Consider the following 17271-nt stretch of genomic DNA (forward strand, 5'->3'; position numbering starts at 1 on the left):
TACGCGTGTCGTGACATTCAGGTCGGTTAGAGATTGCCCTTGCGCTTGTCCGGCTCCGCCGCCGCAACCGGCTTCGGCGCGGGATCGTCTTTCGCAGGATAGAACGTGTAGGACAGGGTTATGGTGTCGAGGCCATTGTACTCGGGATCAGCGGCAAGCTTCGGATCGACGTAAAACACCACCGCAAGCTCGCGCTTTTCACCGGGACCAAAGGTCTGTTCGGAGAAGCAGAAGCAGTTGATCTTCTGAAAATACGCGCCTGCCGTAAGCGGCGCGACATTGTACGCGGCAAGACCGGTTGTCCGCCGTGCGGCCTGATTGGTCACGGTATAGTAGGCCGTGACGACCTCGCCGATCTTGACGTCGATCTCGGTTTTTTCCGGCTCGAACTTCCAGGGCAAGCCGCCGCTGACGTTGGAATCGAAGCGCACCGCGATGCGCCGCCCGAGCGTTTCGGCGGGCGCCGACGTCGCGACCTGGGTCGTGCCGTTGAAACCCGTGGCGCGGCAGAACCAATCGTAGAACGGAACCGCGGCGTAAGCCGCGCCGACCATGAACGCGACGACGAAGCCGCAGATCGACGCGACCATGGCGTCGCGGCCCATGCGCGGCTTGGCCTTCTTCGCAGGCTGAACGGGCGTTCCGTTTTCGATTTTCTGCGTCATGTTACATCGGCCGGTTGAGAACGACCGGTCCCTTCACAAGAGTGACGGCGAAAAACAGGATTACGAGAATGCCAAGCGCCAGGGCGATCGCAATCGACCGCTCGCGCTGACGGCGCTTCTGCTCCGGTGTGAGAATGATCCCCTTGGGCGGTTCATTGTTGTCCATCGCAACACTCCCGCTCATGACCAGATCAGCCGGACAAAGGCGGCTCCGATGACATCGAGGAGCAGCACCGCGAACAGCATGAACAGGTAAAGGATCGAAAACTTGAACAGCGCACGGGTCGCCTGCAAGGCGGCGTGCCCTTCACGATGCCGGTAGACGCTGATCGCAAGCCGTAGCATCCCGGCGCCCAGCAGCAGCGACGTCACACCGTAGATCGCATCGAAATAGCCGAGCGGCCATGGCAGCACGGCAACCGCGACCAGCAGCACGGTGTAGAGCAGGATCTGCAGCCGCGTGACGTCGGGCCCCGCCACCACCGGCAGCATCGGGACATTGGCGCGGGCGTAATCGTCGGTGCGGAACAGCGCCAGCGCCCAGAAATGCGGCGGCGTCCACAGGAAGATGATCAGGAACAGGAAAATCGGCTCCGGCGCCAGCGAGCCCGTCACCGAAGCCCAGGCCACCACCGGCGGCAGCGCGCCCGCGGCACCGCCGATCACGATGTTCTGTGCTGTCCAGCGCTTCAGCCACATCGTGTAAATCACGACATAGAAGAAGATCGTAAAGGCCAGAAGCCCGCCGGCGATCCAGTTGACGAGGATGCCGAGCGTCATCACCGAGAAGAACGACAGCGTCAAACCGAACGCCAGCGCTTCGCCGGGCGTGATGCGGCCGCGCGGCACCGGGCGATTGACGGTACGCGACATCAAGGCATCGATATCGGCGTCGTACCACATGTTCAACGCGCCGGACGCACCCGCGCCCACCGCGATGCAAAGCAGCGACGTAATCGCCAGCACCGGATGCAACCCGTCCGGCGCTATCATCATCCCGACCAGCGCCGTGAAGATGACGAGCGACATCACCCGCGGCTTCAGCAGCGCGATGTAATCGGCAACGCTGGCCTCGGAAATCCGGGGCGACAGCTCAGCCGCATGATGCTCGACAACGGACAAAACAGCGCTTCCTAACTCATGCCGGCCTGCACGACGCAGACCGGCGACGTCCTGATCTGTCACTCCGGAACGACGAGCGCTCCGAAGCGACAGGGTTAGTTACTGCACGCGAGGCAGCGTCTCGAACTGATGGAACGGCGGAGGCGACGTCAGCGTCCATTCCAGCGTCGTGGCGCTCGCACCCCACGGGTTGTTGCCGGCCGGCACCTTGCGAGCGAAGGCCTGAGCCACACCGTAGAGGAAGATCAGGATGCTAAACGCCGAGATATAGGCGCCGATCGAGGAGATCAGGTTCCAGCCGGCGAACGCATCGGGATAATCGACATAACGGCGCGGCATACCCGACAGACCGAGGAAATGCTGCGGGAAGAACAGGACGTTGACGCCGATGAACATTACCCAGAAGTGCAGCTTGGCGACGCCTTCCGAATACATGTAGCCGGACATCTTCGGGAACCAGTAGTACCAGCCCGCGAAGATCGCGAAGACCGCCGCTACGCCCATCACGTAGTGGAAGTGCGCGATGACGTAATAGGTTTCCTGCAGCACGCGATCGACGCCCGCGTTGGCGAGCACCACGCCGGTCACGCCGCCGACCGTGAACACGAAGATGAACCCGATCGCCCAGATCATCGGAGCGCGGAACTCAATCGAACCGCCCCACATCGTGGCGATCCACGAGAAGATCTTCACGCCGGTCGGGACCGCGATCACCATGGTCGCAGCGACGAAGTAGGCCTGCGCCGACGACGACATGCCGACCGTGTACATGTGGTGCGCCCACACTACGAAGCCGATGCCGCCGATAGCGACCATCGCATAGGCCATGCCGAGATAGCCGAACACCGGCTTCTTCGAGAAGGTCGAGACGATCTGGCTGATCATGCCGAAGCCCGGCAGAATCAGGATGTACACCTCGGGGTGACCGAAGAACCAGAACAAGTGCTGGAACAGCACCGGATCGCCGCCGCCCTCTGCCGAGAAGAAGGCGGTGCCGAAGTTACGGTCGGTCAGCAGCATGGTGATGGCACCGGCCAGAACGGGCAGCGCCAGCAGCAGCAGGAACACGGTGACGAGGATCGACCACACGAACAGCGGCATCTTGTGCAGGGTCATGCCCGGCGCGCGCATGTTGAAGATGGTGGTGATGAAGTTGATCGCGCCCAGGATCGAGGACGCACCGGCGAGATGCATCGACAGGATCACGAAGTCCACCGCCGGACCGGGATGCCCGGTGGTCGACAGCGGCGCATACATCGTCCATCCGGTACCGGCACCGAGACCACCCGGCTCGCCCTCGACGAAGCTCGAGATGATGAGCAGCGAGAAGGCCGCCGGCAGCAGCCAGAACGAGACGTTGTTCATGCGCGGGAAGGCCATGTCCGGCGCGCCGATCATCAGCGGCACGAACCAGTTGCCGAAGCCTCCGATCATCGCCGGCATCACCATGAAGAAGATCATGATGAGTCCGTGGTTCGACACGAACACGTTGTAGGTGTGAGACTCGTGGAACAGCTGGACGCCCGGATACATCAACTCGATACGGATAGCGACCGACATCAGGCCGCCGACGATGCCCGCGATCAACGCGAAGATAAGGTACATCGTGCCGATGTCCTTATGGTTCGTCGAATACAGATAACGGCGCCAGCCCGTCGGATGATCATGCGCATGATCGGCATGTCCGTGATCGGTATGGGAATTGGTCGCAGCGTTGGTAGCCATTTTCTAGATCCTTTGAACTTTCGCAGTCCTAACCTTCCGGTTTTTCGCGCAGCGCGCACCGCTCGCTATTGCGTGGCCTGCTCAAGTGAAGCGAATGAGTTGGACGGCGCGGACGCGAACTTCTTCTTTGCGTCTTCAACCCATGCGGCGAATTCCTGATCGCTCACGACGCGAACGGCGATCGGCATGAAGGCGTGGTCCTTGCCGCACAGCTCGGAGCACTGGCCGTAGAACATGCCGGTCTTGGTGGCCTTGAACCAGGTCTCGTTGAGGCGACCCGGAATCGCGTCGATCTTGATGCCGAAGGACGGCACCGCGAATGAATGGATGACGTCGGCGCCGGTGACCTGAACGCGGATTACCTTGTTGACCGGCACGACGACCTCGTTGTCGACCGCCAGCAACCGTGGCGCCTTGTTCTGGGCCATGATCGAGTCGAATTCGAACTTGCCGTTATCGGGATAGGCGTAGCTCCAGTACCACTGCTTGCCGGTCGCCTTGATGGTCAGGTCCGCCTTCGGAATATCGAGCTGCTCGAACAGCAGACGGAATGACGGCACCGCGATGCCGACCAGGATCAGCACCGGAACGATGGTCCAGACCACTTCGATCAAGGTGTTGTGAGTGGTCCGCGACGGCACCGGATTTTTCCGGGCGTTGAACTTGAACATCACGACGATCAGCAGGGCCAGAACGAGCAGCGTGATGCCGGTGATGATCCACAGCAGGAAGTTGTGGAACCAGACAACGTTTTCCATCACGGGCGAAGCCGCGTGCTGGAGGGTGTACTCCCACGGAGTCGGCTCACCCATCCCGGCAAAGGCGGCTCCCGCCGCCATCATGGCGGCAGCACCTGCCGCAAACCCCAAAATCCGGCGGCTCATGCAGCCCCTCGACATCTTCATGCCGCTCTCGCTCCTGTCTTGCGCATCCAAGCGATTTCGCCGATCGGCAAAACCTGCTTTTATTCCTCAGCGATCCCGTCATGAGCCGTCGGCCCGGCGATTAGAACGCGTCGAATTTCCCGCTTCTCAAACCATAATTCGCTGCCTACCGCAATGCACGTAATAAGGTGCGCAGTTATTCGGAATCCCTCGCGAAATTGCGATAAAACAAACATTCAGGGAGCGGCCGCGCTTGACACTTGGATTACCCGTTGTAGGCACAGGGCGATGCCTACGGCAGATGCTTGATTCGCGTCCGCCCGCAGCCCCACCATGTCGCGAGGCTGCCCTCAAGACGCCGTCATTGCCGTATCAGTCCACTTTTGAACGGACAGAGCCCGAGGGATCGACCCCGATGCACCCTTCTAAGTATCTAGACCGGAACCATGGCGGTGCGGCCGGATACGTCCGTGGTCCGCGCAGGCCGGCCTGGAGCGCATTTTTCGCGGCTGCCCTGCTGTTGGGGACCGTCGCCGCGGCCAGCGCCCAGGGCGCGGTCAAATCGGTTCACGGCGACTGGCAGATCCGCTGTGATACCCCGGCCGGCGCCAAGGCTGAGCAATGCGCCCTGATCCAAAGCGTGGTAGCGGAGGACCGTTCTAATGCCGGTCTGACCGTCATTATCCTCAAGACCGCCGACCAGAAAAGCAAGCTGATGCGGGTGGTGGCCCCGCTTGGCGTCCTGCTGCCCTCCGGACTTGGCCTTAAGCTCGACGACAAGGATGTCGGCCGCGCCGGATTCGTCCGCTGCCTGCCGAATGGCTGCGTTGCCGAAGTCGTGATGGACGACAATCTGCTGAATCAACTCAAGACCGCGAAAACCGCGACTTTCATTATTTTCGAGACACCGGAGGAAGGCATCGGCTTCCCGCTGAGCCTCAAGGGCCTCCCCGAAGGCTACGACAAGCTGCCGTAGTAGAGGCAATAGGCGAATGTCGACCCTCGCCCTTTGCGGCGATCGTGCCTATCTTCGGCACAATAACCACGTCCTTCGGCGCATGATCCTGGCGACAAACGCCCGTTTTCGGACAAGATCATGCTCGAACGTCCCGATCCCGGAGTCCTGATCGACCCTCGGGAATTGTCCCGGAGTTTGCATGAACAACCCTTCGTCAGATTTTTCCGTCACGACTTCCTTGATCGATCGCGCCGGTCTCGACCGCGACGATGTGCGCAAGGAGGTTATCCGCGGACTGACCGGCGCCGATGACGGCGAACTCTTCATGGAATATCGCCAATCGGAAGGGCTGATGTTCGACAATGGCCGTCTCAAACAGGCGACCTACGACACCGCACAAGGATTTGGCCTGCGCGCCGTCAAGAACGATTCGGTCGGCTACGCCCACTCCTCCGACGTTTCACTGCCGGCGCTGATTCGGGCGGCCGACGCCGTCCATGCGGTGCGCGGCGGCTATTCCGGGACCTTCGCCGCGCCGCCGCCGCACACCAATGTGCGCCTTTACGGCGACGAAAATCCGCTCGACGGCCAGGCGTTCGAATCCAAGGTCAAGCTGCTCGCCGAAATCGATGCCTATGTCCGCGAAAAAGATCCGCGTGTGCGGCAGGTCTCGGTCAGCCTCGGCGCAACCTGGCAGGTGGTCGAAATCCTGCGTCCTGACGGCGAGAGCTATCGCGACATCCGGCCGCTGGTCCGCGTCAATATTTCGGTCGTTGCCGGATCCGGCGACCGACAGGAAACCGGCAGTCATGGTTATGGCGGCCGCGAGGGTTATGCGCGCTTCATTGAAACCAAGGCGTGGCGCTCGGCCGCCGACGGCGCGATCCGTCAGGCGATGGTCAATCTCGAATCGGTCCCCGCTCCCGCCGGGGAAATGGATGTCGTGCTCGGTCCCGGCTGGCCGGGGGTGATGCTGCACGAAGCCGTCGGCCACGGGCTGGAGGGTGACTTCAACCGCAAGCAGACCTCGGCCTTTGCAGGATTGATGGGGCAACAGGTCGCGGCCAAGGGCGTCACCGTGGTCGATGACGGCACCATCTCCTCAAGGCGCGGTTCGCTGTCGATCGACGATGAGGGCACGCCGACCAACAAGACGGTGCTGATCGAGGACGGCATTCTGGTCGGCTACATGCAGGACCGTCAGAACGCGCGGCTGATGAACATGAAGCCGACCGGCAACGGGCGGCGCGAAAGTTACGCTCACGTGCCGATGCCGCGCATGACCAATACCTACATGCTGGCGGGCGGACGTGATCCTGCGGAAATTCTTGCCTCAGTGAAGAACGGAATCTTCGCGGCAAATTTCGGCGGCGGTCAGGTCGATATCACGTCGGGCAAATACGTCTTCCAGTGCACCGAAGCCTACAAGATCGAGAACGGCAAGCTCGGCGCACCGCTCAAGGGCGCGATGCTGATCGGCAACGGCCCGACCGACCTGCACCGCATCTCGATGGTCGGAAATGACTTGCAGCTTGACGATGGCATCGGCACCTGCGGCAAGAACGGACAGGGCGTGCCGGTCGGAGTCGGCCAGCCGACCTTGCGCATGGACAAGATCACAGTCGGCGGAACGGGCGCATGAGCGAGGCCAATTCAAGCGTGAAGCCGGCGCGGCACTGGTCGAAATCCATCGTGGAGATCGCCGCTGCTTTCCTGATCGTGATGGCGGCGAAAGGTGCGATCGCCGAGCCCTTTTATGTCCCCTCCGGGTCGATGGAGCCGACGCTCCTGATCGGCGATGCGCTGGTGGCTTCGAAATACCCCTATGGCTACAGCGCCGCGTCGATTCCGCTGAACGTGTCCCTGCCCGCGACCGGCCGCCTGTTTGGCGCGCTGCCCGACCGTGGCGACGTGGTGGTGTTCCGCTGGCCCGGTGACAAATCGCAGGTCTGGGTCAAGCGTGTGGTCGGACTGCCAGGCGATCATGTCCAGATGCGTCACGGCCGCCTGTGGATCAATGGGCAGGCTGTGGGCCTGCGCGACGACGGCATCGGCCGCGCCGAGGATGAGGAAGGCTCGGGCTTTCCGGCGGCGCGCTATGTCGAAACGCTGCCCGGCGGACACGACCACACCATCTTCAAGCTGCGGACCCACGGTGCGCTTGACGACACACCGGACGTCGTGGTGCCCGAAGGCCACCTGTTCGTGATGGGGGACAACCGCGACAACTCCGCCGACAGCCGTGTGCCGGTCGCCGCTGGCGGCGTCGGCCTGCTGCCGGTCGACAATCTGGTCGGCCGTGTCGATGCGATCGTCGGCTCGTGGGATGTCGCGGCGAAACACCGGCCGATCTGGGACTGGCTCTCGGGCCTGCGTCTGGCGCGATCGTTCACAGCGGTCCACTGACCGGGGATGCGATGACGTTCGACGATGTCGAAGCCATCGCGTTGAAGTGGCCCGGCGTCGAAACCGGCACATCTTATGGAACGCCGGCGCTGAAAGTGCGCAAGAAGCTTCTGGCGCGCTTGAAAGAGGACGGCGAGACTCTGGTATGCCTGGGGTCGGACGGGATGAACGCGACATGCTGGTCGAAACCCAGCCCCAAGCGTTTTACGTCACCGATCATTATCGCGACTGGCCGATCGTGCTGATCCGGCTGCCAAAGGCACGCAAACAAACCGTCGAAGCGTTGCTATTGCAGCAATGGAAAACACTGGCGTCGAAGTCCATGCTGACCGCCAGCGGACTTTGAGAAGCGGTTGAACGGCCGTGACCGCGGCCTAGCGCACGACGCCGGAAATGAACCCGGGCTTGCGGCGCGGCGGTTTCACCCGATCCTTCAGGTAACACCGCGCATCCTTGCCGATGTAGCCAGGCTGGGCATAGGTCCATGCGCGGCATTTATGATCCGCCTCGCAAGCCGCCTTGCACGCCTCGCCATGCGGATCAGCGTTCACCGGCAGGTTGCGGTAATCCCCGCCGAGGCGGTCCGTTGCATTCTCGAGGCGGCTGTTACGCGGCTCGATCACGCCGGCGCCGCGCACGCCGGACACGCAGCAATTGCTTTCGATACGCGGCGGTACCGCGCTCTTCAACCGGCACACCGCGCCATGCGAATTGGCGGTCGGATAGCTGAAACTCCATGCCCGGCATTTGCGATCGCGCTCGCAGGCCAGCGCACACACCGCGGGATCTCCGGACGGCACGGCGGTTCGCGCATAATCATTGCCGGGACGATCGAAATTCACCTGCGCCGCGAGCGGACAAATACCGGCAAGCAGCGTCGCAAGAATCAACGCGGCGAAAACAAACGATGCGCGGAAGCATGTTGTCACGGAGCAGGCTCGTCGATGCATTACAATTTTTCGATCGAATAACCGGCAACTACTTCGCATCGCGCCGGCGAACGGGAAGCAACGATTCAACAGTTCGGCTCATGTATGGCACATGAACGGCGGATAAATGCGAGACAAGATTGCTTGAACGGGATCAAGCAACTGACCTAAAACGCATATTCCTGATAGACTGGTTCGACCGACCCGCCCCAGACACCGTTGAACTTCGTCAGCATGTTCTCGGCCGGCGTCCGTCCGGCTTCGATGATCCGGTCGAGCGGTTCGAGATAGTGTGTCTCGTCGCGGCCGAGATGATCGATGTGTCCGCGGCGACGCAGCCCGGCATGAGCCAGCAGAAGACATTCCTTCGCGATCTCGAACAAATAGCGATTGCCGATCTTGGCCTTGAAGCCGAGTTTCGGCACATCATCGCGCAGAGCCTGACGTTCGTGCGCATTCCAGCGCTTGGCAATGTCCCACGCCGCCTCCATGCTGTCGTCGTCGTACAGAAGACCGGCCCAGAAAGCAGGCAGCGACGGCAATTGACCCCACGGCACGCCGTCGGAGCCGCGCATCTCGAGATAGCGCTTGAGCCGAACCTCAGGGAAGATCGTCGAGAGATGGTTGGCCCAGTCCGACAGTGTCGGCCGTTCACCGGCCAGCTTCTCGTTCTTGCCCTCGAAAAATTTGCGGAATGAGGACCCGGCAACGTCGATATAGGAATCGCCGCGCTTGACGAAATACATCGGCACGTCGAGCGCGTAGTCGACCCAGCGCTCGAATCCCATGCCGTCCTCGAACGCCCACGGGATCATGCCGGCGCGCGCGTTGTCGGTGTCGCGCCAGATTTCCGAGCGAAACGACAGGTAGCCGTTGGCCTTGCCTTCGGTGAACGGCGAATTGGCGAACAACGCGGTTGCGACCGGCTGCAACGCCACCGACACCCGCAACTTGCGCACCATGTCTGCTTCCGAACAGAAATCGAGATTGGTCTGCACCGTGCAGGTGCGATACATCATATCGAGACCGTACTGCCCGACCTTGGGCATGTAATTGGTCATGATGCGATAACGACCCTTCGGCATGGTCGGAATCTGCGCGCGCGACCATGACGGCGTCATGCCGAGCCCGAGAAAACCGATGCCGAGAGGTGTCGCGATCTCGCGCACCTGAGCCAGATGAGCCATCAGTTCCGATGCGGTCTGATGCACCGTTTCCACCGGCGCGCCGGACAGTTCGAACTGCCCTCCGGGCTCCAGCGAGATGGCGCCGCCGCCGGTCACATCGTGCAGGCCGATGATATTGCCGTTCTCCATGATCGGCTCCCAGCCAAGCAGGAGCTTCATGCCTTCGAGCAGTGCACCGATGCCGCGAGGACCTTCATAAGGAACGGGATTATGCCCTTCCAGCGTGAACGGCGTCTTCTCGTGTTCGGTGCCGATGCGAAATTCGGACTTCGGCTTCACACCCGCTTCGAGCCACGCAACGAGTTCATCGCGCGACTGCAGCGGGGTCATATCGATCTGGTCACGCGCCATGAAACATCCGGATGTAAAGCGCGCTCACACACGCATATTGCCGACCGCAACGGGTGCGAAGACCCGTAACTCCCAGAAATGAAGAAAAGGTCATCGTGCGGGCGCAGCTTCTTTGGTGAAAGTCTGACCCGTACCAGTACACGAACAGCCGAGCCTATCTAGCAACCCGCTCAACTTCACGGCATCCGCATCCGACAATTTCGAGCCGATATGCCGCTCGATCGCCGCTGAGTAGGACCCCCACATCTTCTTCTGCAGTTCGCGCCCGGCCTCGGTGATTTCGACGAACAGGCCGCGTTTGTCCATCTTGCACTCACGCCGCACCGCTAGCCCCTCGTCGACAAGCCGGTCGATCAACCGCGACGTCGAGTACTGCGGAAGCAGCATCTGCTTTTCGAGTTCAACCGGGCGCAACTCGCCGCCCGGCGCTCGCGACAGTTCGAGCAGCGCGTCGTACCAGGCCAGCGGCGGGAATCCCGCCTTTTTCAGATCCTGCTCGACAGCATCCAGCACCCGGCTCTGCACCCGCATCAGCCGGATCCAGGCTTCGGTCGCCTCGGTGGAAGGTTTGCGCTTCATGGTATGGCCCGTGACATCAAAAACGAGTGTAGCTCACTAAATGCAATTGCATCAACGTTGACTGTTCCATGCACATGCATTTAATGGGCCCGCCGTGCGTTGCCAAGACCGACAAAACGCACGCCCCAGAGAGGAATCACCATGAAATTGTATTATTCGCCGGGCGCCTGCTCGCTTTCCCCCCATATTGCCCTCCAGGAAGCCGGTCTGCCCTTCGACCTGGTCCGGGTCGACCTGAAAGCCAAAAAGCTCGAGGACGGCACCGACTACACCAAGATCAACCCCAAGGGTCAGGTGCCGGCACTCGGCCTCGACAATGGTGATTTGCTGACCGAGGGCGCCGTGATCGTTCAGGCGATTGCCGACAAGGTGCCCGCGAAGAACCTCGCGCCCGCGAACGGCACCAGCGAGCGCTACAAGCTGCAGGAATGGCTGAACTTCATCGCCAGCGAACTGCACAAGAACTTCAGCCCGCTATTCCAGCCCGTCATTCCTGACGACGTGAAGAAGTTCTTCGCCGATCGCATCATGGGCAAGTTCAAGTACACCGACCAGGCGCTCGCCGGCCGCAACTATCTGATGGGCGATCACTTCACCATGCCCGACGCCTACATGTTCACGATGCTATCGTGGGCCGACCGGATGAAGATGGATCTGTCCGGGCTGACCAACCTGATAGCCTACAAGGCCCGCGTCGCCGCGCGGCCGAAGGTGCAGGACGCGCTGAAGGCTGAAGGCCTGCTGAAGGCATCGTAACGCCAACGTTGGGATAATCGCCCCATAACAAAAAGGCCGGATCGACGATCCGGCCTTTTTATTTTGCGAAGACGATCTCAGATCGTCATCATCGGGCTTGTCCCGGTGATCCCGATTCATGGAACGCGGTGCCCAGCTGTTCGGGATGGCCGGGACAAGCCCGGCCATGACATCTCATTTCGTTCTCAATGCCTGTTGGTTGTCATGCGGCCAGCTTCTTCGGCGCGAAGCGGACGTAGAACGTCTCGCCCTTGGCCGCCATGTCGAGCAGCAGCTTCGGCGGGGTGAACCGCGAACCGAATTTCTTCTCGAGCTTCTGGCACAGTTCGACGAACACCTTGGTGCCCATGAAATCGATGTAGGACAGCGTGCCCCCGGTGAACGGTGCAAAGCCGAAGCCGAGGATCGAACCGACATCGGCCTCGCGCGGATCGGTAATGACGTGATCCTCAACCGTGCGTGCGGCTTCGACCGCCTGCACCGCGAGGAAGCGCTGCTTTAGTTCGTTGACATCGATAGTGTCGGGATCGAGGTGCTTGGGCTGCAGCGTCTTCAACTCCGGCCACAGCCGCTTCTGGCCCTTGCCCTTTTCCGGATAATCGTAGAAGCCCTTGCCGTTCTTGCGGCCGAGACGTCCGCGTTTTTCCACCATCTCGATCAGAAGGTTCTTCTGCGCCTGTTCGATCGCCTGGGGGCCAAGATCGGCTTCGGTTGCCTTGATGATCTTCAGTGCGAGATCGATGGCGATCTCGTCGTTGAGCGACAACGGGCCGACCGGCATGCCGGCCATCTTGCCGGCATTCTCGATCATCGCCGGCGGCACGCCTTCGAGCAGCATCTCGTAGCCTTCGGCGATATAGCGCAGCACGCAGCGATTTGCGAAGAAGCCGCGCGAGTCATTCACGACAATCGGCGTCTTCTTGATCTGGCGCACGTAATCGAGCGCGGTGGCCAGCGCGACCTCACCGGTGTTCTTGCCGACAATGATTTCCACCAGCATCATCTTCTCGACCGGCGAGAAGAAATGGACGCCGATGAACTTCGCCTGATCCTTGAACTCCTCGGCCAGCGAATTGATCGGCAGCGTCGAGGTGTTGGAAGCGAAGATCGCGTCCGAGCGCAGCAGCGGCTGCGCCTTGGCGTAAGTCTCGGCCTTGACCTTGCGGTCCTCGAACACGGCTTCGATGACGAGATCGCAATCCTTGATGGCGTTGTAGTCGGCGGTCGCGGAAATGCGCGCGAGGATCGCGTCGCCCTCGGCCTGCTGCATCCGCTTCCTGGCGACCTGCGCATCGACCGCAGCCTCGGCGTGGGCCTTGCCCTTGTCCGCACTCTCCTGATCGCGGTCGATCAGCACCACCTCAATCCCGGCCTGCGCCGAGACGTAGCCGACGCTGGCGCCCATGAAACCGGCGCCGATCACGGCAAGCTTCTTCACCTTGGTCGGCGGCACGTTTTGCGGACGCCGCGCACCTTTGTTCAGTTCCTGCATCGATACGAACAGCGAGCGGATCATCGCCGCCGCTTCCTTCGAGCGCAGGATTTTGGCGAAATAACGCGACTCGACGCGCAGCGCCGCATCCATCGGCAATTGCAGGCCTTCATAGACCACCTGCATCACCGCGCGCGCAGCCGGATAGTTGTCATAGGTCTCGCGGCGATAGATCGCATTCGCGGGGGGGAAAAACTGCATCCCGGCCTTGGAATAGACCGGACCGCCGGGCAGCTTGAAGCCCTTCTCGTCCCACGGCGCGACCGCCTTGCCGCCATTCTTGATCCAGTCCTTCGCGGTCTTGATCAGATCGGCCGCAGGCACAACCGCGCCGACAATGCCGGACGCCTTGGCCTTGGCGAGATCGATCGTCTCGCCCTTGAGCAGCATCTGCAGCGCGTCCATCGGCTGGATCATGCGCGGCAGACGTTGCGTGCCGCCGCCGCCGGGGAACAGGCCGACCTTGATCTCCGGCAGACCGAGACGGGTTTTCGGATTTTCCGACGCGACACGGTAGTGACACGCCAGCGTCAGCTCGAACGCGCCGCCGAGCGCGAGACCGTTGATCGCCGCGACCCACGGCTTGCCGCCGGTCTCAATGGCGCGCAGCGTCAGCGACAGCTTGCGGCTCTCATCGAACACGTATTTGTTCGCGGCTTCCTCGCCCTTGCTCTTGAACATCTCGACGTAAGCGCGGTTGATGCCTTCCAGCATGCCGAGATCGGCGCCGCCCGAGAATGCGTCCTTGCCGGAGGTGACAACCACACCCTTGATCGCCGGGTCCTTGGTGACCTGCTCGACGATGGCCGCGAGTTCGGTGCCGGTGGTTTCGTCGACCACGTTCATCGACTTGCCGGGAATATCCCATGTCACCAGCGCGATGCCGTCAGCGTCGGTCTCGACCTTGAAGTTTTTATAGGTCATGTGGTGCTCCTCAAACCCGCTCGATGATCGTTGCCGTGCCCATGCCGCCGCCGATGCACAGCGTGACCAGCGCGGTCGATTTATTGGTACGCTCGAGTTCGTCGAGCACCGTGCCGAGGATCATCGCCCCGGTCGCGCCGAGCGGATGGCCGAGTGCGATCGCGCCGCCATTGACGTTGATCTTCGCGTTGTCGATCTCGAATGCCTGAATGAAGCGCAGCACCACCGAGGCGAACGCCTCGTTGAGTTCGAACAGATCGATGTCGGACAGCTTCATGCCGGAACGTTCAAGCACCTTCTTGGTGACGTCGACCGGGCCGGTCAGCATCATCGCAGGCTCCGAGCCGATATTGGCGAAGGCGCGGATCTTCGCGCGCGCTTTCAGGCCGTGCTTGGCACCGGCTTCCTTGCTGCCGAGCAGCACCGCGCCAGCGCCGTCGACGATGCCGGACGAATTGCCGGCATGATGCACGTAGTTCACCGCCTCGATTTCCGGATGCGACTGGATCGCCACCGCGTCGAAGCCGCCCATCGCGCCCATCGCCGCGAACGACGGCTGCAACTGCGCCAGCGACTGCATCGTGGTGCCGGGACGCATATGCTCGTCCTTGTCGAGGATGGTGATGCCGTTGACGTCCTTCACCGGAATGACCGACTTGCTGAAGCGGCCTTCCTTCCACGAGGTATCGGCGCGCTGCTGGCTCTGCACCGCATAGGCATCGACATCGTCGCGCGAGAAACCGTATTTGGTCGCGATCAGATCCGCTGCCACCCCCTGCGGCATGAAGTAGCTCGGCACCGCCATCGACGGGTCCATCGGCCACGCCGCACCCGACGACATGATGCCGACGCGGCTCATCGATTCCGCGCCGCCGCCGATGGTCAGTTCGTGCTGGCCCGACATCACCTGCGCGGCGGCGAAATTCACCGCATCGAGGCCCGAGGCGCAAAAGCGGTTGATCTGTATACCCGGCACCGAGGTATCAAACCCGGCATTCATCGCCGCGAAGCGCGCAATATCGCCGCCGGCCTCGCCGACCGGATCGACCACGCCGAGCACCACGTCGTCGATGCTGTTCGCGGCGAGATTGTTGCGGTCCTTGAGCGCCTTCAGCGGCGTGGTGGCAAGCGCCAGCGCCGTCACCTCATGAAGCGAGCCGTCGGCCTTGCCCTTGCCGCGCGGGGTTCGAACGTGATCGTAGATAAATGCCTCAGGCATGGTGCTCTCCCTCGATCGTATATTGATAGCCGCGCCGCTGCCGGTCGCGGGCATGGTTCGTTAATCAGAAAATCTAGAAAGCCTCGGCCGGCAGCTCCATGACCGAGCCGGCACCGGCCTGAATCCGCGACAGGCGCAGCGCGGTCTCCGGCAGCATCCGCTCCATGAAGAATTTTCCAGTGACGAGCTTGGCCTTGAGGTAGGGCTGCTCGCCCGCGCTCGCAATCTTGTCCTGCGCGACTTTCGCCATCCGCGCCCACATGTAGCCGAGCGCGACCAGACCGAAGAGATGCATGTAATCGGTGGATGCCGCGCCGGCGTTGTCCGGCTTGGCCATCGCATTCTGCATCAGCCACATCGTCGCCTGCTGCAAATGCTTCACCGCTACATCCAGCGGCGCGAGATAAGGCTTCATCGCCTCGTCCGCCGCATTGTCCTTGGCGAAGGCCGCGACCTCGTTGAAGAAGGAGGTCAGCGCCCGGCCGCCATCGCGCGCGAGCTTGCGGCCGACCAGATCGAGCGCCTGAATGCCATTGGCGCCTTCATAAATCATCGCAATGCGCGCATCGCGAACGAACTGCTCAGCGCCCGTCTCGACGATGTAGCCATGACCGCCGAACATCTGCTGCGCCGAAACCGCATTGGCAAAACCCATGTCGGTCAGCACGCCTTTGATCACCGGCGTCAGCAGGCCCATGTGGTCGTCTGCGGCCGCACGTTCCTTCGGATCGTCGGAGCGATGCGCGAGATCACTTTTCAACGACGTCCACACCACCAGCGCGCGCGCCGCTTCATTGAAGGCGCGGATCGACAGCAGCGTGCGCCGCACGTCCGGATGCACGATGATCGGGTCGGCCGGCTTGTCCTTGGCGACCGACCCGGTCAGTGCGCGGCCCTGCAGGCGCTCCTTCGCATAGGCCGCGGCGTTCTGATAAGCGACTTCCGATTGCGCGAGGCCCTGCACGCCAACGCCGAGCCGCGCTTCGTTCATCATGACGAACATCGCCGCCATGCCCTTGTTTTCTTCGCCGACCAGCGTGCCGACTGCGTTGTCGAAATTCATCACGCAGGTCGAATTGCCGTGAATGCCCATCTTGTGCTCAATCGAACCGCACGACACGCCGTTCGGCGCACCGGGCGATCCATCGGCATTGATCGTCCGCTTCGGCACCACGAACAGCGACACGCCCTTGATGCCGGCCGGTGCGCCTTCGATGTGCGCCAAAACCAGATGCACAATGTTTTCAGTGAGATCCTGCTCGCCGCCGGAGATGAAGATCTTGGTGCCGGAAATCTTGTAGGTGCCGTCGGCCTCCTTCACCGCCTTGGTGCGCATCAGACCAAGATCGGTGCCGCAATGCGGCTCGGTCAGGTTCATGGTGCCGGCCCACTCGCCGGTCATCATGCGCGGCACGAACGTCTTCTTCTGCTCGTCGGAGCCGTGAACCAGCAGCGCCGCCATCGCGCCCATGGTGAGCCCGCCGTACATCGAGAACGCCATGTTGGCGGAGATCAGAAACTCGTTGACCGACTGCGACAATGTCACCGGCAGTCCCTGACCGCCAAATTCCTGCGGCCCCGACAGGCCGAGCCAGCCGCCTTCGGCCAGTTGCTTGAATGCGTCCCTGAAACCTTTCGGCGTGGTGACCCGGCCGTCGTCGTGGCGGGTGCAGCCTTCGAGGTCGCCGGTGTGGTTCAGCGGCTGAAGCACTTGCTCGCTGAACTTTGCGGCTTCTTGCAAAATCGCCTCGCGCACATCGGCCGAGGCGTCGCTGAAGCCGGGCAGATTGTCGTAGCGGTCGATCTGGAAAACGTCGTTGAGCAGGAAGGTGATGTCTTCCACAGGCGCTTTATAGATCGGCATGACGTCCTCTCGGCTGGCGGAACAGAAAGCGGAACCTCACTAGAGACTTTTTTGCGGTGCGGCAATTCCGTTCGGCCGGAGCTTACGACCAAAAGCCATCGTCGGGCAGCAAGTGCGGCAACATGACCGGCCCGCGCGCGAAAAATTGAGCAGCTTCAGGCGGGGGCGAAATAAAATGTCCCGGCATTAACTTTTCGGCCGCGCGCCGGG

The 17271-nt window shown here is 61.8% G+C and carries 15 protein-coding genes and 1 pseudogene; 5 read left to right on the forward strand and 11 right to left on the reverse strand.

From position 1 onward, the window contains the following. Nucleotides 1-26: 26 nt before the first annotated feature. The 5 genes from ASC80_RS14290 to coxB all read right to left on the reverse strand — a co-directional run bounded on the left by ASC80_RS14290 (nt 27) and on the right by coxB (nt 4417). Entirely contained in the window at nt 27-665 is a 639-nt protein-coding gene (locus tag ASC80_RS14290) for a cytochrome c oxidase assembly protein (protein ID WP_056298222.1), read from the reverse strand. Between the two features lies 1 nt (nt 666). Then, the gene (locus tag ASC80_RS14295; RefSeq protein ID WP_056298225.1) at nt 667-831 is read right to left on the reverse strand and encodes a cytochrome c oxidase system small membrane protein; all 165 of its coding nucleotides are present in this window, start codon (nt 829-831) and stop codon (nt 667-669) included. Nucleotides 832-845: 14 nt separating this feature from the next. Continuing rightward, nucleotides 846-1787, reverse strand: a complete 942-nt coding sequence (locus ASC80_RS14300; RefSeq protein ID WP_056298228.1) for a heme o synthase — start codon at nt 1785-1787, stop codon at nt 846-848. Between the two features lie 99 nt (nt 1788-1886). Next, nucleotides 1887-3512: a cytochrome c oxidase subunit I gene (ctaD, locus tag ASC80_RS14305; RefSeq protein WP_056298231.1), complete on the reverse strand. Its 1626-nt coding sequence runs from the start codon at nt 3510-3512 to the stop codon at nt 1887-1889. Nucleotides 3513-3577: 65 nt separating this feature from the next. Beyond that, nucleotides 3578-4417 (reverse strand): cytochrome c oxidase subunit II, encoded by an 840-nt coding sequence (gene coxB / locus ASC80_RS14310; protein ID WP_056298234.1) that lies wholly within the window; start codon nt 4415-4417, stop codon nt 3578-3580. Nucleotides 4418-4811: 394 nt separating this feature from the next. On the opposite strand from coxB, the gene ASC80_RS14315 reads away from it, so the two are divergent. The 4 genes and pseudogenes from ASC80_RS14315 (at nt 4812) to ASC80_RS14330 (ending at nt 8106) form a co-directional block, all read left to right on the forward strand. Next, nucleotides 4812-5372: an invasion associated locus B family protein gene (locus ASC80_RS14315; protein WP_056298237.1), complete on the forward strand. Its 561-nt coding sequence runs from the start codon at nt 4812-4814 to the stop codon at nt 5370-5372. Between the two features lie 181 nt (nt 5373-5553). After that, a complete protein-coding gene (gene tldD / locus ASC80_RS14320) occupies nt 5554-6996 on the forward strand; it encodes a metalloprotease TldD (RefSeq protein ID WP_056298240.1) in 1443 nt (480 codons plus the stop codon). Further along, a complete protein-coding gene (gene lepB, locus ASC80_RS14325; RefSeq protein WP_056298243.1) occupies nt 6993-7760 on the forward strand; it encodes a signal peptidase I in 768 nt (255 codons plus the stop codon). The genes tldD and lepB overlap by 4 nt, the downstream gene beginning before the upstream one ends. Before the next feature lie 11 nt (nt 7761-7771). Beyond that, nucleotides 7772-8106, forward strand: a pseudogene (locus tag ASC80_RS14330) (MmcQ/YjbR family DNA-binding protein). A 28-nt stretch (nt 8107-8134) separates the two neighbouring features. On the opposite strand, the gene ASC80_RS14335 reads toward ASC80_RS14330, so the two are convergent. From ASC80_RS14335 to ASC80_RS14345, 3 genes are all read right to left on the reverse strand, one after another. Then, nucleotides 8135-8710 carry a PAN domain-containing protein gene (locus ASC80_RS14335; RefSeq protein ID WP_056298246.1) on the reverse strand — a complete coding sequence of 192 codons (576 nt, stop codon included), beginning with the start codon at nt 8708-8710 and terminating at the stop codon, nt 8135-8137. A gap of 146 nt (nt 8711-8856) precedes the next feature. Continuing rightward, nucleotides 8857-10227: a glutamate--cysteine ligase gene (locus ASC80_RS14340; protein WP_056298249.1), complete on the reverse strand. Its 1371-nt coding sequence runs from the start codon at nt 10225-10227 to the stop codon at nt 8857-8859. A gap of 90 nt (nt 10228-10317) precedes the next feature. After that, nucleotides 10318-10806 carry a MarR family winged helix-turn-helix transcriptional regulator gene (locus ASC80_RS14345; protein ID WP_056298253.1) on the reverse strand — a complete coding sequence of 163 codons (489 nt, stop codon included), beginning with the start codon at nt 10804-10806 and terminating at the stop codon, nt 10318-10320. A gap of 141 nt (nt 10807-10947) precedes the next feature. Here ASC80_RS14345 and gstA point away from each other — a divergent pair, with 141 nt between their 5' ends. Further along, a complete protein-coding gene (gene gstA / locus ASC80_RS14350) occupies nt 10948-11562 on the forward strand; it encodes a glutathione transferase GstA (RefSeq protein WP_056298255.1) in 615 nt (204 codons plus the stop codon). A gap of 202 nt (nt 11563-11764) precedes the next feature. On the opposite strand, the gene ASC80_RS14355 is transcribed toward gstA, so the two are convergent. The 3 genes from ASC80_RS14355 to ASC80_RS14365 all read right to left on the reverse strand — a co-directional run bounded on the left by ASC80_RS14355 (nt 11765) and on the right by ASC80_RS14365 (nt 17061). Continuing rightward, nucleotides 11765-13978 carry a 3-hydroxyacyl-CoA dehydrogenase NAD-binding domain-containing protein gene (locus ASC80_RS14355; protein ID WP_056298258.1) on the reverse strand — a complete coding sequence of 738 codons (2214 nt, stop codon included), beginning with the start codon at nt 13976-13978 and terminating at the stop codon, nt 11765-11767. A 10-nt stretch (nt 13979-13988) separates the two neighbouring features. After that, nucleotides 13989-15197 (reverse strand): acetyl-CoA C-acetyltransferase, encoded by a 1209-nt coding sequence (locus ASC80_RS14360; protein ID WP_056298261.1) that lies wholly within the window; start codon nt 15195-15197, stop codon nt 13989-13991. Nucleotides 15198-15270: 73 nt separating this feature from the next. Next, a complete protein-coding gene (locus tag ASC80_RS14365) occupies nt 15271-17061 on the reverse strand; it encodes an acyl-CoA dehydrogenase C-terminal domain-containing protein (protein WP_056298262.1) in 1791 nt (596 codons plus the stop codon). Nucleotides 17062-17271 lie beyond the last annotated feature (210 nt).

It is taken from the genome of Afipia sp. Root123D2, from assembly GCF_001425835.1.
Taxonomy (GTDB): domain Bacteria; phylum Pseudomonadota; class Alphaproteobacteria; order Rhizobiales; family Xanthobacteraceae; genus Afipia.